The organism is Streptomyces sp. NPDC051555 (assembly GCF_044454405.1).
Classification (GTDB): domain Bacteria; phylum Actinomycetota; class Actinomycetes; order Streptomycetales; family Streptomycetaceae; genus Streptomyces.
Window position 1 is genome coordinate 86,613 of sequence record NZ_JBITDP010000022.1, and the last position, 19,636, is coordinate 106,248.

A 19,636-nucleotide genomic window follows, 5' to 3' on the forward strand; every position below is an offset into this window, starting at 1 on the left:
GCCGCCCCCGACCCTGGCGGGGTCGGGGGCGGCGCTCGCTCGGCGCGGGGTGGGGGGATCAGCAGGCGCCGAGGTCCTTCCAGACACCCCAGGCACCGGTGGTGCCGGGCACCTCGTTCTGCGTCCACCACTGGGCCTGCCACTTGTGGCCGCCGTAGGAGACCTGCTGGCCGCCGGTGTAGATGGTGCCGCCGACGTAGGCCGCGACCGCTCCGCAACCCGCGGGCGGGGTGGTGGGAGGCGTGGTCGGCGGGGTGGTCGGGGGCGTGGTCGGCGGGGTCGTGGGAGGCGTCGTCGGCGGGGTGGTCGGCGGCTGGGTGGTGCCACCGAGGGCGTCCGAGATCTGGTTCAGCAGGGTGGTCTTGTCGTCCAGGCCGAGCAGGGAATACATCATCGCGCCGGCCAGGCCGCGCTGCTTGCCGTAGTCGACCCGGGCCTGGATGGACTTCTGGTTCAGGCCGGTGAAGAACTCGCCGTCCTTGTAGAACCAGGACGCCTTGGCCTGGTCGTCCCAGAAGGTGGTGGCCGGGTTGTCGACGATCCCGCCCAGCTCCTTGTAGTTGGCGATGCCCGCCTGCTGGCTGGTGGGCCGGGCGGCCGAGGGGCCGGTAGCGGTCTGGGCGAGGCCGTTGGTGGTGCCGGCCGGGACGCCCTTCCAACCGCGGTAGTAGAACTCGTAGCCCAGGGTCAGCTTGTTGGCGGGGAAGCCGCCCGCGATGCCGTAGGCCGCGTTGCCGTCGATCCAGGAGTCGATGGCGTTCTTGATGCCGTACTTCTGGGTGCCCGGCGCGATCGGGTCGGTCGGGTCGGCGGCCGAGTTCAGCAGCGGGGACTGGTGGTAGGTCGGCCCGTCGCCGTCCCAGGCGCCGTGCATGTCGTAGGTCATGATGTTCGCGTAGTCGAGGTACGCGCCGATCTTGTCCGTCTCGATGTACTTGATCTTGTCCTGGCCCGCCGGGAGGGCCGAGGTCAGCAGGTACTTCTTGCCGCCGTTGGCGGTGCCGTAGGCATCGAGCTGCTCACGGAACTCCTTCAGCAGGAGCGTGTAGTTGGCCTTGTCCTCGGGGCCGGTGTGGTTGCCCAGGTGACCGCCGGTGGAACCGGGGTACTCCCAGTCGATGTCGATGCCGTCGAAGATCCCGGCCGCGCTGCCGGCGCCGCCGTAACCGCCTTCGACCGGCAGGTTGCCCTTGATGTACTGGTCGATGCAGGAGGAGACGAACTTCTTCCGGCTGGCGTCGGTGAGCGCCGCGTCGTGGAAGTACTTGGAGTAGGTCCAGCCGCCGATCGATATGTTGATCTTGAGGTGCGGGTACTTCGCCTTCAACTGCTTGAACTGGTTCATCACGCCGACGATCGGCTGGTCCCACTTGTCGGCGGCGCCGCTGACGCTGTCGGCCGCGCTGAAGGACTTCTGGTAGTCGGCGTAGGAGTCCCCGGCGCCGTCACCGGCGTTGGGGTTGTTGTCGTCGCCCGCCGCCTTGTTCGCCTCGAAACACGTGAGGTTGGTGGGGTGGATGTTCCCGAACGAGTAGTTCAGGACGTCCAGCTTGCCGGCGATCCCCCGAGTGTCGAGCTGCTTCGGGTAGAAGGCGTTCCCGTACACGCTCCACTGGTCGTAGTAGGCGATCTTGACGCCACCACCGGCCGCCGCGGCGGTCGTCGAGGAGTCCGCGGCCTGCGCGGTGCCGAGGCCGGCGAAGGTGGCGAGCACCCCGGCGGCGAGGGCGGCCGTGGTGGCCGCCGCTACGAGGGGTTTACGGATGTGCATGGGGGGCCTCCGGAGGCGGGGGGAGGTTCGGGGGGAGGTCGCAACGCTGTGGGTGAGAGAAGTGATAGCGATCACTTCAACTCCGCGTCAATGGTTTGGACCAAACAAGGACTAGACCACTCGGGCGGCAAATGCCCTTGTCAGAGACCTGACCGCCCAACAGAAACCGCCCGTCACCCCGGTGACGAGCGGTTTAAGGCCCCCTTGGGCCACCTTCCTGCAAGGTTTTGGCAACAAACCAACCAAACCCCGATCGAGCGCACTCAGGCAGGTCCGGCGCCCTCCCCGGGCATGCCGTACGCATCTGCGACGAGCCCGTACGAACGCAACCGGGCCGCCCCGCTGTGCCCGGTCGCGGTCAGCATCAGCTCGTCCGCACCCGTCCGCTTCACCAGGGCGTCCAGCCCCTCGCGCACCGCGTCCGGGGTGCCGTACACGACGTTCGCGAGCCAGCTGTCGACGAACTCCCGCTCCAGGGAGCCGAAGTCGTACGCCGCCGCCTCCTCGGGCGTGGGCACCAGGCCGGGCCGGCCGCTGCGCAGCCGCAGCATCGACAGGGCGCCCGTGAGCACCTGCGCCCGGGCGGCCTCCTCGGTGTCGGCGGCCAGCGCCGACACCCCGATCAGCGCGTACGGCTCGGCCAGCACCGCCGAGGGCCTGAAGCTCTGCCGGTACAGGTCCAGCGCGGGGATCGTGCCCGCCGCGGAGAAGTGGTGGGCGTAGGCGAAGGGCAGCCCGAGCTGCCCGGCGAGGGCCGCGCTGAAGCCGGAGGAGCCCAGCAGCCAGAGCGGCGGCCGCGCGGTCGGACCCTGCACCGGCCCGGGCACGGCGTGCACCCGGGCGTAGGGGTGCCCGTCGGGGAAGTCGTCGTCGAGGAAGCGGGTCAGCTCCGCGAGCTGGCGCGGGAAGTCCTCGGCCCCCTCGTCGAGCCGGCCGCCGCCGCGCAGCGCCGTCGCGGTGCGCCCGTCGGTGCCGGGCGCACGGCCGAGGCCCAGGTCGATCCGCCCCGGCGCGAGCGCCTCCAGGGTGCCGAACTGCTCGGCGATCGCGAGCGGAGCGTGGTTGGGCAGCATGACCCCGCCGGAGCCGAGCCGGATGCGGGAGGTATGGGCGGCCAGGTGCGCCAGGATCACCGCCGGGGAGGAGCTGGCGACCCCGGGCATGGAGTGGTGTTCGGCCACCCAGTGGCGGTGGTAGCCGCGCGCTTCGGCCAGCCGGGCGATGTCCACGCTGGTCCGCAGCGAGGCGTGCGCGCTGCTGCCCGCGCCGACGGTGACCAGATCCAGTACGGACAGCGGTACCGGCGCCGAGCCGTGGACGCTCCCGTGGATCGCGTCCGCCGCGCCCACCGCGTCCCCCGTGTCAGCCATCTTCGCTCCTCTGTCGTCCCTCGGCGGCCTCGTCCGGCCACGCGTCGTGTTCGCGCCACGGCCGTGATCGGTCCGTGCCGCGGCCGTACGAAGGGATCGAACAGCGCCCGCGCCCGGGGCATTCCCGGCACACCGGGACAGGGTGGTTGACCTTGGCATATGCCACCGGAGTAGCCACTGACGGAAGGGCATGATTGAGCCATCAAGTTCTTCAACAGGCGCCCCGTGCGGGCTTCTTCGTGGCTATCGTGTGAGAGCAAGCGGTAACAACCTGCTAGGGGGAAACCGTGGCGCTGAAGCCCGAGCCGACCGCGCCGTTCCACTCGGTGCAGTACGCACTGCGCGTACTCGAAACCATCGCACGGCACTCCGGCGGTGTGACGGACGTACAGATCGCCCGTGAGACGGGGCTGCCCGCGGCCCACCTCACCCCCATGCTCCTCATGCTGCGCCGCGAGGGGTACGTGCTCCAGGTGTCCGACGGCGCCTACGCGATAGGCGACTCGCTCGTCCTGCTCGGCTCCGGCGTCGACCGGCAGCAGGCCCTGCAGGACAAGCTCCAGGAGACCCTGGACCGGCTGCGCGACTCGGTGGGGGCGGCGGTCTACATCAGCCGGTACGTGGACGGCGAGGTCAGGATCACGCAGTTCGCGGACAGCCCCCGCACCCCCAAGGTGCACGAGTGGGTCGACTTCCGCTCCGCCGCGCACGCGAGCGCGGTCGGCAAGTGCCTGCTGACGCAGCTGGACCAGAACGGCCGCCGCGACCACCTGTCGCGCCACAAGATCGCCCGGCTGACGTCGAAGACGATCACGAACGAGCAGATCCTCTTCTCGAAGCTGGACAGCCAGCCGGCCACGGTGCCGATGCTCGACCTGCAGGAATACGCGGTGGGCACGGTGTGCGCGGCGGTTCCGATCACCGCCGGATCGGCCGTGGGCTGCCTGGCGCTGTCGATGCCGGTGGAACACGCGCACCGACTGCGGGCCGCGGCCGAGGCGCTGAACCGCAAGGCCGCGCCGCTGCTGCTGTCGCTCACCCTGTAGGGCTGGGCCGGGCACCCGCAGGAGCGGGGAGCGGGGCCGGGGCCGGGGCCGACGGGGCCGAAAAACACTTCGGGCGGTTCCCGGTGAACCGGAAACCGCCCGAAGTAAAGGTGCGCCGCCAGGGACTCGAACCCCGGACCCGCTGATTAAGAGTCAGCTGCTCTAACCAACTGAGCTAGCGGCGCCTGACAAAGAAAATATTACCTGGTCCCCGGGGGTGCTCGCGACCACCATTTCTCCGACCGCCCCGGTCAGCGGTCCAGCAGTTCCGCGCGGGCCTGGGCCGCGTAGGACGCCAGGAGCGCGGACACGTCCGCCGCCGCCAGCGGCCGGTAGCCCGCCTCCCCGGCCGGACGCCACCAGACCGGGTCCGGCCCGGGGGCACCTCCCAGCGATAGCTGGGGGAAGAAGCCGGCCCGGCGCAGGCCCACCCGGTGCACCTTGTTCGTCGCGGTCACGGGCATGGCCGCCACCACCCGCACGTAGCGCGGCGCCATCTTCGTCCCCAGGTCCGGCTGCGCGGCGAGGAAGGTCTCGAAGGCTCCCGGATCGAAGACGGCCCCCGGCCGCAGCGCGAGGGCGGCCATCACCTGGTCCCCGGCCACCTCGTCCGGCACCGCGTAGACCGCGACGGCCGCCGCGTCCTCCCACCGGGCCAGGATGTTCTCGATCATCGCGGCGGCCAGGTTCTCGCTGTCGACCCGCAGCCGGTCGTCCGTGCGCCCGGCGAAGTAGAGGAAGCCGGCCCGGTCGCGGAAGAAGAGGTCTCCGGTCCAGTACCAGCCGTCCCGGGTGCGGGCCGCCTCCGCGTCGGGATTGCGCCAGTACCCCTCGAAGAGGCTGCGGCCCCGGTTGACCAGCTCTCCTATGGCCTCGGCGCCGTTCGTCAGGCGGCCCCCGGCGTCGAGGTCCGCGGGCGGGCACTCGGTGCCCGTCGCCGGGTCGATCACCGCCAGGTCGTCCCCCGCGCCGGCCCGGCCCAGGGCGCCCGCGGGGGTGTCCGGGGTGCGCTGCACGGAGGCGCCGCCCTCCGTGGCGCCGTAGCCCTCGACGAGGCGGACCCCGAACCGCTCGGCGAAGCGGGCCGCGTCCACCGCCCCGGCCTCGGTGCCGAAGCCGAGGCGCAGCGGATTGTCCCGGTCGTCGGGGCGCGGCTCGGTGGCCAGGAGGTACTGGACGGCCCGCCCGACGTAGGTGAAGTACGTCGCCCCGTACGCCCGTACGTCGTCCAGGAACGCGGAGGCCGAGAAGCGGCGGCGCAGCGCCACCGAGGCGCCCCCGGCCAGCGCCGGGAGCCAGTCGGCGATGACGGCGTTGCCGTGGAACATCGGCATGCAGATGTAGTGGACGTCGTCGGGCGTGACCGAGAACTGCCGCACCAGCGCCGCACCGGCGGCGGCGAGCCGCCCCTGGGTGCAGATCGCCGCCTTGGGGGCGCCGGTGGACCCGGAGGTGAAGTAGAGGAGCAGTCGGTCGCCGGGCTCCGGGCCGGCGGGCCGGAGCACGGCGTCCCCCGGCCCGGCGCCGGCGTAGGGGGCGAGCAGGGCGGCGTACTCCCCGTCGTCGTCGGTCACCAGGATCCGCACGCCGGGCAGGTCGAGGCCGTCGAGCAACGGCAGGTGGGCCCGTTCGGTGACCAGGATCCGGCAGTCGGTGTGCAGGACGTCGCGGGCCAGCTCGGGGCCGCGCCGCGTGGGGTTGATCCCGGCGACGGCGGCCCCGGCCAGGGCCGCCGCGCCGAGCCAGAACGGGAACTCGGGGGTGTTGTCGAGCAGCACCCCCACGTGCGGCGGCTCCCCCGGAGGGAGCAGGTCGACGAGCAGCGCCGCGCGCGCGGCGCTCTCGGCGGCGCTCCGATGGTGGCTGAGGACGGCGTCGCCGTACCTCAGCCCGGGCCGGTGATCGCCCCACTGGCGCGCCACGAGCTCCGCGACGGTCCCTGGTGTCGTCGTCCTCCGCATGCCGCCGGAGGGTAGCTGACGCTGCGTCAGAACTGAACGTCGGAGCAGGAGTAGAAGGCGTTGGGCGTGTCGTTGACCGTCCACACCGCCAGGATCATGTGCCGGCCCGTCTTGCCGCTGGGCAGCGTGCCGTGGTGGATGGTGGTCATGGCGGGTCGGGCGCCGTTGTAGGCGACCGTGAGGAAGGGCTGCGGGTCGAGCGAGGCCCTGGTGAGCGGCTTGGTCGGGTCCCATCCGTTCTTGGTGACGTAGTAGCGGAAGTCGGTGGTGGAGTGGTTCGCCGTGAACTGCCACCGGAAGTCGTAGGGCGCGCCGCTGGTGATCTTCGTCGTCGGCCAGGCACCGCCGCGCGGGTCGTCGAGCTGCGCGAACTCGGTGTGGTTGCCGGAACATATCCGGCCGTCGGCGGGACCGGCCGCCGGGAAGCCCTTGAGGCCCTCGACGCTCTGCGGTTCCCACTGGATGGGTCCGCAGTCTGCGACGGTCTTGTTGGCGCAGAGCTTCTGGCGGCTGATGGGCGTGTCGGTGTACCCGTGACTGCTCGCGGTGGGGGCGCTGAGGACGGATACGCCGACGATCATGCCGAGGCCGATCGCGGCGGAGCCGATCCGTCTGGGCATGGGGATGGACATGCGGGACTTACGCATGATGCTCCTAGAACGTGGGGGGAGTTCGGTGAGCGTGCGCACGCGGGGGACTGCGGTACCGGAATTCAGGTCTAGACCAAGTTCCAGATTATTGACGGGAGTTGGCCATGTCCAGACCAATCGGCGAACGGGCGTCCCGCAATGTGGGCGGACGCGCGCGAGGGGCGGCCGGTGGCTCCGGCCGCCCCTCGCCCGTCCACCCGGCCCTGCGGGCTACTCGGGGCGGCCCGTGTAGAAGGCCACGGTGAGGTCCTTGACGAGCGCCTTGCGCTCGTAGTCGTCCAGCTCGACGAGCCCGCGCGAGGTCAGCCGGTTGACGGTGTCGTCCACCGCGTCCACCACCGACGTCAGCACGCTGTCCCGGTGCTGCGCGTCGAGCGCGGCGATCCGGCGCCGGCGCATCGCCGCGGCGACCTCCGGGGCGTACTCGATCCGGGTCGGCTGGGCCGAGTACACCTCGATGCCCACCGCCTCCGTCTCGTCCGCCAGCATCCGGGTCAGCGCGTCCCCGACCGCCTCCGCGTCGCGCAGGGTCGGGGCGTCCTCGTGGAAGGCGTCGGCCGGCAGTTGCGAGAGCACCCGGGCCATGGCGGACTCGACCTGCTCGGCGAGGTAGTCGATGTGGTCCTCGACGGCCAGCGTGGCGCGGGCGGTGTCCTTGATCTGCCAGACCACCTGCACGACGACCTGGAGGGCCAGACCGCCCGAGTCCACGGCGGGCAGCGGGTCGCTGCGCCAGTGCCGCAGCCGTACGTCGACCCGGCGGCGCAGCAGCAGCGGGCTGGCCCACAACAGGCCGGTCCGGCGGACCGTGCCGCGGTAGCGGCCGAAGAGGGTCAGCACCAGCGCGTGCCCGGTACGACCGCGCCCCAGCCCGCCGAGGGCGAACAGGGCGACGATCCCGAGGAAGGCCAACGGGGGCCACTGGTAGGCGCGCAGCCCTTGGTACGCCCGGGGCGTCACGCCGAAGCCCGCCACCAGCGCGGCGGGCAGCGCCCCGGCCCGCCAGAGCACGGCCGCGCACCCCGCGAGGGCGAGGCCGCCGACGAGCAGGCCGACCGAGCCGGGCAGGACCGGGCCGCGGCGCTCGCGCAGCCGTTCGTCACCGCGCGGGACCCGGCGGCCGGGGGCGGCGGGGGCCGCCGGGCGCGGCCGCGGGCCGGCCGAGGGGCGCAGCACCCCGGTCGCCCCGTCCCGGAAGGGCAGACCGGCCGGTACCTCGGTGGCCGCGGAGCCCGGGACCGGGAGGCTCACCCGGGGCAGGTCCTGGGTGTCCTCCTCCATCCCCCGGGCCACGGCCTGCGCGACCACGTGCGCGACCCCGGGCCCGGGCACCCCGCGCCCACCTCCGGGCGTGGGAGCGGGCGGCCACACACCGCCGCCGTGCGGGCGGGCCGCACCGGGGGCGGGGGCGGTTCCGGGCGCGGGGCCGCTCTCGGGGGCTCCGGCGGTCCCCGGCGCGGGGCCGGTCCCGGGCCCGGGGGCCGGTTCCGCTCCGGGTCCGGGAACGGCGCCCGACGCGCGGGCGGGGGCGGCGTCGGCCGCGGGGGTACGGAGGGTGGGGAGGGTGGGGAGGGCGTGGTCCGCTTCCGGGGCGGGGGGTGCGTCCGCCGCGGGGGTGGGGAACGCGGCGATGTCCAGCCCGTGCGCGGGGGCCGCGGCGACGGCGGTGGCGGAGCCGCATCCCGACCCGGAGCCATGGCCCGCACCGGCTCCGGCCATGGCCGGCTCCGGGGCCGGGTCGGCCTCGACCGCCGCCGCCGGCACCTCCGCTTCCGTTCCGGTTTCGCCGCGCGCGGCGGGGACCTCGTGCCGGGTCGGGTCCCCGGCGGCCACGACCGCCTCGAGCCACGTCCACCCGGTGTCACCGGCGTCCGCGTCCTCGGCCGCGTCCTCCGGCGCGTGCGCCTCCTCGGCCGTGGGCTCGGGCCCGACCGCCTCCCACAGGGGCCGGTCCTCCTCCGGGTCCGGTCCGAGCTCGGGGCCCTGCTCCTGCGCCTGCGGGTGCGGCCGCGCCGCGTACCCGTACGGCTTCGCCGCCGGCTCCGGACGCGGCTCGTCCGCGAAGGAGTGGGCCTCGGCGCGGGGCGCGTCCGGGACCGCCGGCGGGCCGGCGAGGGTGTGCAGGCCCGCCCGGGGCGCCACCGGGGGCATCGTCCAGCGCCCCTGGGACCGGGTCGCTTCCGTACGCGGGGCCGGAGCCGGAGCCCGCTCCTGGGCCCGGACGGTCAGGGGTGCGGGCGGCGGCACCGGGGGGATCCGCATGGTGCCCGTCGTGGACGTCGTACGCGTGGGGTACATGGTTTCCTCCGTCATGCGAACAGCCGGCGCCAGGTTTCCGGGCCCGGGTAGCCGTCGGCCGAGGCGCCGCGCCAGCCCTGCGCGCGCTGGAACGCCTCGACGGCACGGCGGTCGGCCTCGCCCCACCGGGGACCCGGACCGGTCGAGTAGTACTTGCCGAAGCCCTTCTTCATCAGTTGCCGCCCCAGCGTCGTGACCGCCGGCCCGAACGCCCCGGGGCGCAGCGCCGCGGCCCCCGGGTACGTCGGCACCTGTAGCGACGGCGGGCCCGCCGCCCCGGTCGTCGTGGGCGGGATGTCCTTGCCCTTCTTCTGGACCAGGAGCTTCCAGGTCTGCGGACCGGGCAGGCCGTCCGCTTCCTCGCCCGTCCAGCCCTGGGCCCGCTGGAAGGCTTCGGTGGCCAGTCGGTCGGAGTCGGTCCACTGCGGGCCGGCCCCCTGCGGGTAGAACCGTGCGCCGCCGCGCTCGCCGAGCATCCGGCCGAGCTGGGTGACGTACGCGTTGTTCGCGCCCGGCCCGAACTTCTCCGCCCCCGGATAGGGCGCGTCGACCGTCGGCTTGGGGACGGGCAGCGTCACGGGCGTCGCCGGGGGCACCGGCGTCACCGCGGGCGCCCCCGTGAGCCCGTTGTAGCGGTAGGGCAGGTACTTGGTCGCGTTGTTCCAGTACCCGTAGGGGGTCGCCAGCTTCCGGGTGTAGGGGCGCGTCTGCTCGTAGGCGATGTAGTGCGTGCGGCTCTCGTCCACCCAGCCGCCGAAGAGGGTGACGTGCGAGCCCTGGTTGGGGTCGGCCGGGTTGTGGAAGAGCAGCATGTCCCCCGGCAGGAGCTCGTCCTTGGTGATCCGGGTGGCGAACTTGTCGAGGCTCCCGGTCCATTCGTTGGTGCCGAGGTTCCAGACCATGGAGACGTAGCCGGAGCAGTCCTGGCGGTAGCCGTCGGTCCAGTAGAGGGACATGCTGTACGGGACCTGCGCGTCCAGCCACAGCTTCGCCCGGTTGATGATCGTCGCGCGGTCGATCTGCCGCCGCACCGTCGGTGCGTGCGGCGGGGCCGCCGGGGCGGGGCCGTGCAGCGGGGCCCGCGGGCCCTGCGGGCTGCCGGGCGCGAGCGGACCCGGCACCGGTTCGGGGTTGGCGACCGCCACCGCGGCGCCACCCCCACCGCCGAGCACCACGCCCGCGGCCGTGGCCAGCACCAGCGCGCGCCGGGCTCCGCGCGCGGCCGGGTGCCCGCCGTCCCGGAGCGGTATGGCCCGTGCGCGGGCCAGGGAGCGGCGGCGCTGTGCGCAGCCCGGGCACGCGCAGTCGCGCTCGGGGTCGTACTCCGTGAAGAGCGGCATCGGCATCGGTGTCGGAGGCTGCGTCGTCATGCGGTTCCGTCCACTCCCCTGTTTCGTCCACTGGGCGGCCGGGGGCGTATCTGGCGGGGCATCAGGTACGGCGCGGCCAGAACACATCGTGCACGATAAACACCCTAAACATGGGCTAATCGGACAAGGCGGGCGTGTGTTGTCACGAGCACCGTCCCGTGTGGGGTAAAGTTCTCTTTGTCAGAACAAGCGCCGCTAGCTCAGTTGGTTAGAGCAGCTGACTCTTAATCAGCGGGTCCGGGGTTCGAGTCCCTGGCGGCGCACAGACACGAAGAAGCCCCTCGCTCACGCGGGGGGCTTCTTCGCTGTGTCCTGCGGCCCTACAGTGGCGGGCGGACCTCCCGCATCGGTCCCCCGGCTTCCTCCCGCAGCCCGGGCGGGCCCACGCGGTCGAGGACGGGCCCGGCCGCGGCCCGGGCGACGGACACGCGGCCGGGCCCGTGTCAGCCGCCCGCCGCGGTGGGCGAGGGCGAGCCGGCCGGTGATCCGGCCGCGGGCGATCCGGCCGGATCGGACTGCTCGGCCGTCTTCATCGTGGCCGTCAGGTACGCCGACACGACCACGTTCGCCGTGTACGTCTTCGCCGCCTTGTCATAGGAGCCCCCGCAGGTCACCAGCCGCAGTTCGGCCCGGCCCGGCACCTTCGGCCCGTAGGCCTTGTGCGCGTCGAAGGCGGCCCGCTCGTAGACCTGGATGTCGTCGATGGTGAACTCGGCGGTCATCCCGTCCGTACGCAGCACCCGCACCTTGCCGCCCGCCTGCGCCGAGCTGAGCCCGTAGAAGACGGCGGGCTTGGACTCGGTGTCCACGTGACCGACCAGCAGCGCGGCGCCCGCGGCGCCCGGCTGGACCCCGCCCGACCACCAGCCCACCGTGCCCGACTTGTCGTACGGCGGCGGTTCGATCGCCCCCTCGGCGTCCAGGCCCCGGACCATCACCGGGGCCTGGATGCCTATGGAGGGCACGTCCACGCGCTGCGGCGGACCGGCCGCGGCCGGCGCGGGGAGCGGGGCGTGCGCGGCGGGCAGGCCGGGGGCGGCCATCAGGCCGGGCTGGGCGTACGGGCCCCCGGGCACCCCGGTGATCTCGCGGCCCCACAGCCACAGCCCCAGCACCAGCACGGTCCAGGCGGCGGCGGTCAGCAGCCGGCCGCTGCCCGACGCCTTCGGCTCCGCGCTCACCGCGGCGGCCTCACTGCCCGCTGCGGCGGCGGCGCAGGGCCAGCGCGCGGCCCGCGACGGCGAGGGTCGCCGCGGCGGCCAGCACCGCGCCGATCACCGTGTGCGGCAGGCCGGGGCCGCCCGTCCCGTGGTCCTTCTTGGCGGTGGTGGCGTTCGCGGGGGGCGCGGCGGCCAGCTCGGCCGCCATCCCGCCGCCGCCCGCGTGGACCGGCCAGATCGGGGTGGAGTGGTGCGAGGGCCGGTGTTCGACTTCCAGGGAGCCGCTGACCCTGCCGTCCCGGTCGCACTGGACGCGGATCTCGTGCCGGCCGGACCAGGCGTCGGAGCGGATGTGGGCGTCGCCCCACAACTCCCGCTCGCCGCCGCCGTGACCCCGGCCGAGGCGGACCTCGGAGACGAAGGCCGAGGACGTGGCGGACGCCGAGTCGCTGTCACAGCCGCGGACGCGCAGCTTGACCTGCGCCCCCGGGTGGGCCGGGTCGGGATTGGCCGAGACGCTGCCGCGGTCGTCCCCGTTGGCGAGGGCGATGGGCGCTGCCACGGTGGTCACGGCGGAGAGTGCCGTCAGGGCGACGGCCACCCCGGCGACACGGAGAGCGATCAGATCACTGCGCATGGTGAACCTCCTCAACAAGGAGGTTCACGTGCGGCGCGCCGCTCCGCATCCGGAGCGGCGCGCGCTTGGCCCGTACGTGTCAGAGGTACGACGGTCGGGCGAAGGGGGGTTTAGATGAGGTCGACCAGGTCCGCGATCGAGGGGACGGTCTTGGTGGGGCGGTACGGGAACTGCTCGGTGTCCGCTTCGGAGGTCAGGCCGGTCAGCACGAGGAAGGTCTGCATGCCCGCTTCGAGGCCGGCGAGGACGTCGGTGTCCATCCGGTCGCCGATCATCGCGCTGGTCTCGGAGTGCGCGCCGATGGCGTTGAGGCCGGTGCGCATCATCAGCGGGTTCGGCTTGCCGGCGAAGTACGGCTTCTTGCCGGTGGCCTTGGTGATCAGCGCGGCGACGGCGCCCGTGGCGGGCAGCGGGCCCTCGGCGGAGGGGCCGGTCTCGTCCGGGTTGGTGCAGATGAAGCGGGCGCCCGCGTTGATCAGGCGGACGGCCTTGGTCATGGCCTCGAAGCTGTAGGTGCGGGTCTCGCCGAGCACCACGTAGTCGGGCTCGTGGTCGGTCAGGATGTAGCCGATGTCGTGCAGGGCGGTGGTGAGTCCGGCCTCGCCGATGACGTACGCCGTGCCGCCGGGGCGCTGGTCGTCGAGGAACTTCGCGGTGGCCAGCGCCGAGGTCCAGATGTTCTCGACGGGGACGTCGAGGCCCATCCGCTGGAGGCGGGCCTGGAGGTCGCGCGGGGTGTAGATGGAGTTGTTGGTCAGGACCAGGAAGGGCTTGCCCGACTCGCGCAGCCGCTTGATGAAGGCATCGGCGCCCGGGATCGGAATGCCCTCGTGAATGAGGACCCCGTCCATGTCGGTGAGCCAGGATTCGATCGGCTTGCGCTCTGCCACTGGACTGTTCTCCGCTCTCGGTGGCCTCTGTTCCGGCCGGGCCCGCTGACCGCTGCTCGTGGTCTCTACCACCCTACGCGGGCCGGGCCGCGGGCGCGTGAGGCGTCCACGACCCGGCCACCTGGGGCAACGGCGGCTCCGGAGGGCCGGCCGAGGCTCAGCCGAGGGTCACGTTGTCGACGGTCCAGTACCAGTTGTTGGTGCCGCTGTAGCGGAAGCGGACCTGGACGTCGGTGGCGCCCGCCGGGACCTGGAGGGTGATGGCCTCGCCCTTGGCGACGGCGTCGGCGGTGTAGTTCTTGACGACCGAGGGGGCGGCGCCGTTGTAGGACACGAGGACCTGGGCGCTCTGGCCGGCCTCGTGGCGGTAGTGCGTCTGGAAGGCGAGCGTCCTCGTCGTGCCGCCGGTCACCGGCCACTTGGGGGTGACGAGGGTGGAGTCGAAGGTGCCGGTGTGGCTCTTGTCGTCCCACTCGTCGGAGTCGGCGACGGCGAAGACGTCACGGGAGCGGACGTTCAGCTCGCGCCACTGGTCGCGCTGGGACTGGCTCCAGAACTCGTCGGTGGCGAAGGCCCATCCGGCCCACTCGGTGACACCGCCCGTGCCCATCTTGGAGTTGTCGACGCTCCAGCCCGCGGGCGGGGTGTGCGTGAAGCCCTTCACCCCCGCCGGGATGCCCGTTTCGTCGACCCGGGCCTGGAGTGCGGGGCGCAGGGTGTCGAAGGGGTCGCTGTCCGGGGTGTCCAGCGGTACGCCGTCCAATCCGGCGGTGGGGACGCCGACCTGCTGGAGCGCGGTGGCCGCGACGTCGACGAGGCGTACGTCGCCACGGACCGAACCGGCGGCGATGCCGGCCCCCTTGGCGATGACGAAGGTGCCGCGCTCCTGGATGCTGGAGCCGCCGTGGCCGCCGGCGTCGGTGTGCCCGTGGTCGGTGGTGACCAGGACCTTCCAGTTCTCCTGGGCGTACGTCGGGCGGGCCGCGACGGCGGTGAGGAGCTGGCCGACGAGCTTGTCCACGCGGCCGATGGTGTTCAGGTACTCCTGGCTGGCGGCGCCGGAGCTGTGGCCGGCGTGGTCGATCTCGCCGAAGTAGACGAAGGCGGCGTCCGGGTTCTGGTCGCGCAGTTCGGCCGAGGCCGCGGCGGCGATCTTCGGGTCCTCGCTGCCGTAGCCGTCGCGGTCGCCCTTGAGGGAGAGGCGCTTGTCCACCGTGGGCGAGAAGATCGGGCCGTTCTGATCGGTGGAGGTGATGGGCTCCCAGTCGGCCGCCGCGTAGGTGTGGAGCGCCGGCTTGGCGTTCTCGATGCGGGTGAGGAAGTCCGGGTACGCCGTGTAGTTCTTGCCGGTGAAGGAGTTGTCCTTCACGCCGTGCTTGTCGGGCCAGACGCCCGTGGCGATCGTGGACCAACCGGGACCGGAGGAGGTCGCGGCCATCGGGTTCGCGTACAGGGTGCTGCGCGCGGTGAGGCCCTGTGCCATCAGGCCGTTGAGGTTCGGGGCGTCGGCGACCTTGACGCGGTCGAGGACGGTGCCGTCGATCCCGATGACCAGGACCTTGTTGACGGCGGCGACCGGGGCGGCGGCCGGGGCGGGGGCGGCCGGCGCGGTCTGGGCGGCGGCGGCGATCAGGGCCGCGGCGGTGGCCGCCACGGCGAGGGCGCGTCCGGGCAGGACAGGGGACACGTACTCCTCCAGGGAGTAAGCGAAGGGGAGGGACCGGGGGTTGGTGCGTGTTCCTGCGCGGGTCCGGTCCATCACACTGGACCAGACCCGTTATGCAAACGTCACTCTTCAGGGAGCGGGTGACGGGCGGGTGACCGACCGGCTTCCGGTCAGCTGCCAGTGGCCGACTTCCACGCGTCCACGTACGCGGACAGGTTCTTGTCGATGTCGGCCCAGTCCGGCTCGAAGACCTCGACCCCGGTCATGACCTTGGTCAGTTCGACCGCGTTGGCGTCGGTGGGCTTGACGTCGGCGCGGGCCGGGAAGCCGCCGCCGACCTCGCTGACCAGCTTCTGGGCGTCCTCGGTGAGCAAGTAATCGAGGAGCTTCTTGCCGTTCTCGGTGTGCGGGGCCTTGGCCATCAGGCCCGCCGCGTAGGGCAGTGCGAAGGTGGTGGGCTTGCCGCCGTCCTTGGCCGGGAACCAGATGCCCAGGTTCGGCATGGACTTGGACTGGGCGAAGTTCATCTGGACGTCGCCGTTGGCGACGAGGATCTCGCCCTTGTCGGTCTTCGGCGCGAGCTTGCTGGTGGAGGAGGACGGGCCGACGTTGTTGGCCTGGAGCTTCTTCAGGTACTCCAGCGCCGGCTCCTTGCCGCCGAAGTCGTGCATCGACTTGATGAGCACGGCCGTGCCGTCGCCCGCGACGCCGGGGGTGGAGTACTGGAGCTTGCCCTTGTACTTGCCGTCGAGCAGCTGCTCCCAGGTCGTGGGGGCCTCGGGCAGCTCCTTCTTGTTGTAGACGAAGCCGAAGTAGTTGTTGACGACCGAGGTCCACTTGCCGTCGGCGGCCTTGTTCGCGCCGTTGACCCGTTCCGAACCCTGGGGCTTGTACGACTGGAGCAGCCCCTTGCCGTCGGCCTGCTGGATGAAGGGCGGCAACGTGATCAGGACGTCGGCCTGCGTGTTGGACTTCTCGCGGACGGCGCGCTGCACCATCTCGCCGGAGCCGCCCTCGACGTACTTCACGGTGATGCCGGTCTTCTTGGTGAAGTCGGCGAAGACCTTGTCGTACCAGCCGTCGCCCTTCTCCCCCTTGAGCCCGTCGGCGCTGTAGACGGTGACGACCTTCTCGCCGCTCCCGGAGTCGGCGGCGGAGGAGCCGCCGCAGGCGGTGAGGGTGGCGCCGACGGCCAGGCAGCCGGTCAGGGCGACGAGCGGGCGCAGCAGGCTGTGGGGCATGCGGGACACGCGGGACATGGGGTTCCTTCGGGGTTCGGGAGGGATACCGCTCAGCGGTAGGAGGCTCTGGTGCGGACGCGGCCGACGGCCAGCAGCACCAGCAGGGTGGCGGCCATCAGCACCACGGCGACGGCGGAACCGCCGAAGAGCGAGCCGCGGTCGGTGGCGGTGAAGATCCGGACGGGCAGGGGCACCCAGTCCGGCGGGTAGAGCATCATCGTGGCGCTCAACTCGCCCATGGACAGGGCGAAGCAGAGTCCGGCGGCCGCGGTGAGCGAGGGCAGCAACAGGGGCAGCCTCACCCGCCACAGCACGTACGAGGGTCGGGCGCCGAGGCTGGCCGCCGCCTGCTCGTAGGCCGGGTCCAGACGTACGATCGCGGCCGAGACCGACTGGTGGGCGAACGCCGTGACAAGGAGGGTGTGCGCCAGGATGACGATGCCGCTCGTGCCGTTGAGCAGGACCGGCGGGCGACTGAAGGCCACGAGCACGGCGAGGCCCACGACCACGGACGGCACGGCGACCGGCAGGACGAACAGGGCGTCCAGCACCCGCTTCCCGCGCTTCTTCAGCCCGGCGGCGGCCAGCGCCGCCCAGGTGCCGACGGTGAGCGCGAGCAGGCTGGCGACCAGGGCGGTGACCAGGCTGGTGGTGAGCGCCTGGAGGGATTCCCCGCGGACCGCGGCCGCGTAGTTCCCGGTGGTCGGGCCGGAGGGGAAGGCCCCGGACCAGTGGGTGGCGAAGGAGGCCGCCACCACCACGAGCAGGGGCAGGGCGAAGAGCGGCAGGAAGAGGACGGCGAATCCGGCCCAGGCGGCCCAGCGGCCGGACTTGCTATGCACCAGCACGCTTGCTCACCACCCGGTAGAGGCCGTAGAGGCCGACGGAGATCGCGATGTTGACGACGGCGACCACGCAGGCGGCCGGGTAGTCGGATTCGAGGATGGCCTTGCCGTAGATCAGCATCGGCAGCGTGGTGACGCCCTTGGCCCCGGTGAACAGCACGATCCCGAATTCGTTGAGGCACATGACCAGCACCAGGCTGCCGCCCGCCCCGAGCGCGGGCAGGGCCTCGGGGAGGATCACCCGCCGGACGATCCGGCCGGGCCTCGCGCCGAGCGAGGAGGCCACCTCCACCTGTGCGGTGTCCAGTTGGGAGAAGGCGGCGAGCAGCGGACGCATCACGAAGGGCGTGAAGTAGGTGATCTCCGCGAGGAGGACGCCCCAGGGGGTGGTGAGGAAGTGGAAGGGCCCCTCCGCCGCGCCGGTGACGTCCGTCCAGACCCCGTTGGCCACGCCCACGCTGCCGTAGAGGAAGAGCAGCGCGAGGGTGATGAGGAAGGAGGGGAAGGAGAGGAAGACGTCGACGAAGCGGGCGACGGCCTTCGCACCGGGGAAGGGCACGAAGGCGATGACCAGGGCGAGCGCGAAGCCGAGGACCAGGCAGCCGACGGTGGCACCGACGGCCAGCCAGACGGTGGTGCCGAGGGCCTCGCGGAAGGCGGTGGAGGCGAAGACCTTCCCGTAGGCGTCGAAGGCACCGCCGCCCGTGTCGGGGGTGAAGGACTGCTGGACGACCAGCGCGAGGGGGTAGAGGAAGACCAGGGCGAGCACGACCACGGGCGGCAGGGCCCACACCCAGCGGGGCGGGGTCCGCGCGCCGGCTCCGGCCGGCCGCGCCCGGCGGCCCGCGGCGGGCACCGACGCCGACTCCGACTCCGACTCCGACAGCGACGGAGGTGCGGGGGCGGGGGGTGCGGGTGCGGGGGCGGGCGCGGGCGCGGGGGCGGGCGCGGGGGCCTCAGCCATCGGAGACTCCCGCCGAGAGCAGGACCGCGTCGCGGGGTTCGAAGTGCAGGGTGACGTGGTCGCCGAGGGCCGGGGTCTCGCGCAGCTCCGGCAGGTCCGCCTTGATCCGGTGCCCGTCCACGTCGACGTACAGCCGGTGCGTCGAGCCCCGCCACTGCACCTCGGTGATCCTGCCGCTCAGGGCGTTGGGCCCGTCGCCCAGGGCCAGCAGGTGCGGGCGCACGCACAGGGTGGCGCTCGCGCCGGGGGCCGCCCGGCCCGGGTCGAGCTCCAGGGTCCGCCCGGCGAAGAGCGCACCGCCGTCGGCGACGGTCACCGGGAGGAGGTTGGCGTTGCCGACGAAGGCGGCGGTGAACTCGGTGCGCGGGGCGCGGTACAGCTCCTGCGGGGTGCCGCAGTCCTGGAGCCGCGCCCGGTCCATGACCGCGATCCGGTCGGCGAGGGTGAGCGCCTCGACCTGGTCGTGGGTGACGTACAGGATGGACACGTCGGGCAGTTCGCGGTGCAGCCGGGCCAGTTCGGCGAGCATCCCGGAGCGCAGCTGCGCGTCGAGCGCCGAGAGCGGCTCGTCGAGCAGCAGCACCCCGGGGCGGATCGCCAGCGCGCGGGCGATGGCCACGCGCTGCTGCTGGCCGCCGGACAGCTCGCGCGGGTAGCGCTTGGCGTAGGCCGCCATGCCCGTCATCTCCAGGGCCTCGGTGACCCGCCCCGGGATCTGCGCCTTGGGTGCCTTCTGCGCCTTGAGGCCGAAGGCGACGTTGTCCTCGACCCGCATGTGCGGGAAGAGCGCGTACTGCTGGACGACCATGCCGATCCCGCGCCGGTGCGGCGGGAGCGCCGTGACGTCCCGGTCCCCGATGAACACCCGGCCCGAGCGGGGACGTACGAAACCCGCGACCGCCCGCAGCGCCGTGGTCTTGCCCGAACCGGAGGGGCCGAGCAGCGCCATGACCTCGCCGGGCTCGACGCTCAGGTCGAGCGAGTCCAGGACGGTGGTGCCCGCGTAGGCGACCGAGACCGCGTCGAAGCGGATGCCGCTCACGCGGCGGGCTCCGGGTCGAAGGGGCCGAGCAGGGCGGGGAGTTCGGCGATGGATCCGAGGACGTGGGTCGCGCCGTGCGCGGTGAGGGCCGCGCGGTCGTGCGCCCCGGTCAGCACGCCGGCCACGATCCCGGCACCCGCCCGGCACCCGCTGAGCATGTCGTAGGCCGTGTCGCCGACGACGACCGCCTCGCGCACGTCGGCCACCGCGCCCGTGCGCAGGAAGGCGGCCAGCACCATGTCCGGGTACGGGCGCCCGCGCCCGCCCGCGTCGGCCGGGCACAGGGTGAGGTCGGCGAGGTCCTGCCAGCCGAGGGCGGCGAGGATCGCGTCCTGGGTGACGCGGGCGAAGCCGGTGGTCAGGACGACGGTGCGACCTTGGCCGCGGAGGGTGTCGATGGCCTCGCGGGCACCGGGGAGCGGGGCGACGAGGCCGCCGTCGACCAGGGCGCCGTAGGCCGCCTCGAAGGCGACGTTGGCGCGCTGGGCGAGCTCCTCCGAGCCGAAGAGGTGGCGGAAGACGGAGATCTTCGACTCGCCCATGGTGTCGCGGACGTACTGGAGCTTCTCGGCGTGGTCGGCGGAGCCGGGCTCGACGCCGAGCTGCTCGGCGGCGCGCTCGAAGGCCCGCTCGACGAGGCCCCCGTCGGCGACGGTGGTGCCGGCCATGTCGAGGACGACGAGGCCGTGGCGGAAGGTGGTCGCGTTGGTGTTGATGGTGGTGAT

The 19,636-nt window shown here is 72.9% G+C and carries 16 protein-coding genes and 2 tRNA genes; 2 read left to right on the top strand and 16 right to left on the bottom strand.

The features are described 5' to 3' along the window. Window positions 1-58: 58 nt before the first annotated feature. Both ACIBEA_RS33755 and ACIBEA_RS33760 read right to left on the bottom strand, forming a co-directional pair. A complete protein-coding gene (locus ACIBEA_RS33755; RefSeq protein ID WP_399267003.1) occupies window positions 59-1,771 on the bottom strand; it encodes a glycosyl hydrolase family 18 protein in 1,713 nt (570 codons plus the stop codon). A 263-nt stretch (window positions 1,772-2,034) separates the two neighbouring features. Further along, window positions 2,035-3,141, bottom strand: a complete 1,107-nt coding sequence (locus ACIBEA_RS33760) for an LLM class flavin-dependent oxidoreductase (RefSeq protein ID WP_399267004.1) — start codon at window positions 3,139-3,141, stop codon at window positions 2,035-2,037. 287 nt (window positions 3,142-3,428) lie between these two features. Here ACIBEA_RS33760 and ACIBEA_RS33765 point away from each other — a divergent pair, with 287 nt between their 5' ends. Further along, window positions 3,429-4,187 carry an IclR family transcriptional regulator gene (locus tag ACIBEA_RS33765; protein ID WP_399267005.1) on the top strand — a complete coding sequence of 253 codons (759 nt, stop codon included), beginning with the start codon at window positions 3,429-3,431 and terminating at the stop codon, window positions 4,185-4,187. A gap of 111 nt (window positions 4,188-4,298) precedes the next feature. On the opposite strand, the gene ACIBEA_RS33770 is transcribed toward ACIBEA_RS33765, so the two are convergent. From ACIBEA_RS33770 to ACIBEA_RS33790, 5 genes are all read right to left on the bottom strand, one after another. After that, window positions 4,299-4,372: transfer RNA gene (locus ACIBEA_RS33770), tRNA-Lys, on the bottom strand. 66 nt (window positions 4,373-4,438) lie between these two features. Further along, window positions 4,439-6,148, bottom strand: a complete 1,710-nt coding sequence (locus ACIBEA_RS33775; protein WP_399267006.1) for an AMP-binding protein — start codon at window positions 6,146-6,148, stop codon at window positions 4,439-4,441. A 26-nt stretch (window positions 6,149-6,174) separates the two neighbouring features. Beyond that, window positions 6,175-6,768: a lytic polysaccharide monooxygenase gene (locus ACIBEA_RS33780; protein WP_399267051.1), complete on the bottom strand. Its 594-nt coding sequence runs from the start codon at window positions 6,766-6,768 to the stop codon at window positions 6,175-6,177. Window positions 6,769-7,008: 240 nt separating this feature from the next. Continuing rightward, window positions 7,009-9,096 carry an SPFH domain-containing protein gene (locus ACIBEA_RS33785; protein ID WP_399267007.1) on the bottom strand — a complete coding sequence of 696 codons (2,088 nt, stop codon included), beginning with the start codon at window positions 9,094-9,096 and terminating at the stop codon, window positions 7,009-7,011. Window positions 9,097-9,107: 11 nt separating this feature from the next. Next, complete coding sequence (locus ACIBEA_RS33790; RefSeq protein WP_399267052.1) at window positions 9,108-10,442, bottom strand: peptidoglycan-binding protein; 1,335 nt, start codon at window positions 10,440-10,442, stop codon at window positions 9,108-9,110. 213 nt (window positions 10,443-10,655) lie between these two features. Here ACIBEA_RS33790 and ACIBEA_RS33795 point away from each other — a divergent pair. Further along, window positions 10,656-10,729, top strand: a tRNA-Lys gene (locus ACIBEA_RS33795). A 180-nt stretch (window positions 10,730-10,909) separates the two neighbouring features. On the opposite strand, the gene ACIBEA_RS33800 is transcribed toward ACIBEA_RS33795, so the two are convergent. The 9 genes from ACIBEA_RS33800 to ACIBEA_RS33840 form a co-directional block, all read right to left on the bottom strand. Next, complete coding sequence (locus tag ACIBEA_RS33800; RefSeq protein ID WP_399267008.1) at window positions 10,910-11,647, bottom strand: class F sortase; 738 nt, start codon at window positions 11,645-11,647, stop codon at window positions 10,910-10,912. A gap of 10 nt (window positions 11,648-11,657) precedes the next feature. Next, complete coding sequence (locus ACIBEA_RS33805) at window positions 11,658-12,263, bottom strand: hypothetical protein (protein ID WP_399267009.1); 606 nt, start codon at window positions 12,261-12,263, stop codon at window positions 11,658-11,660. A 110-nt stretch (window positions 12,264-12,373) separates the two neighbouring features. Then, the gene (locus ACIBEA_RS33810) at window positions 12,374-13,153 is read right to left on the bottom strand and encodes an HAD-IIA family hydrolase (protein WP_385772631.1); all 780 of its coding nucleotides are present in this window, start codon (window positions 13,151-13,153) and stop codon (window positions 12,374-12,376) included. Between the two features lie 157 nt (window positions 13,154-13,310). Next, complete coding sequence (locus ACIBEA_RS33815) at window positions 13,311-14,840, bottom strand: alkaline phosphatase family protein (protein ID WP_399267010.1); 1,530 nt, start codon at window positions 14,838-14,840, stop codon at window positions 13,311-13,313. Between the two features lie 149 nt (window positions 14,841-14,989). Next, window positions 14,990-16,060 (bottom strand): 2-aminoethylphosphonate ABC transporter substrate-binding protein, encoded by a 1,071-nt coding sequence (locus tag ACIBEA_RS33820; RefSeq protein ID WP_399267053.1) that lies wholly within the window; start codon window positions 16,058-16,060, stop codon window positions 14,990-14,992. 50 nt (window positions 16,061-16,110) lie between these two features. Further along, window positions 16,111-16,908, bottom strand: coding sequence for an ABC transporter permease (locus ACIBEA_RS33825; RefSeq protein ID WP_399267011.1), 798 nt, complete (start codon window positions 16,906-16,908; stop codon window positions 16,111-16,113). After that, complete coding sequence (locus ACIBEA_RS33830) at window positions 16,895-17,869, bottom strand: 2-aminoethylphosphonate ABC transporter permease subunit (protein ID WP_399267012.1); 975 nt, start codon at window positions 17,867-17,869, stop codon at window positions 16,895-16,897. The genes ACIBEA_RS33825 and ACIBEA_RS33830 overlap by 14 nt, the downstream gene beginning before the upstream one ends. Then, window positions 17,862-18,911: an ABC transporter ATP-binding protein gene (locus ACIBEA_RS33835; protein ID WP_399267013.1), complete on the bottom strand. Its 1,050-nt coding sequence runs from the start codon at window positions 18,909-18,911 to the stop codon at window positions 17,862-17,864. Before ACIBEA_RS33835 ends, ACIBEA_RS33830 begins: the two co-directional genes overlap by 8 nt. Next, window positions 18,908-19,579 (bottom strand): phosphonatase-like hydrolase, encoded by a 672-nt coding sequence (locus tag ACIBEA_RS33840; RefSeq protein ID WP_399267054.1) that lies wholly within the window; start codon window positions 19,577-19,579, stop codon window positions 18,908-18,910. Before ACIBEA_RS33840 ends, ACIBEA_RS33835 begins: the two co-directional genes overlap by 4 nt. Window positions 19,580-19,636: the final 57 nt, after the last annotated feature.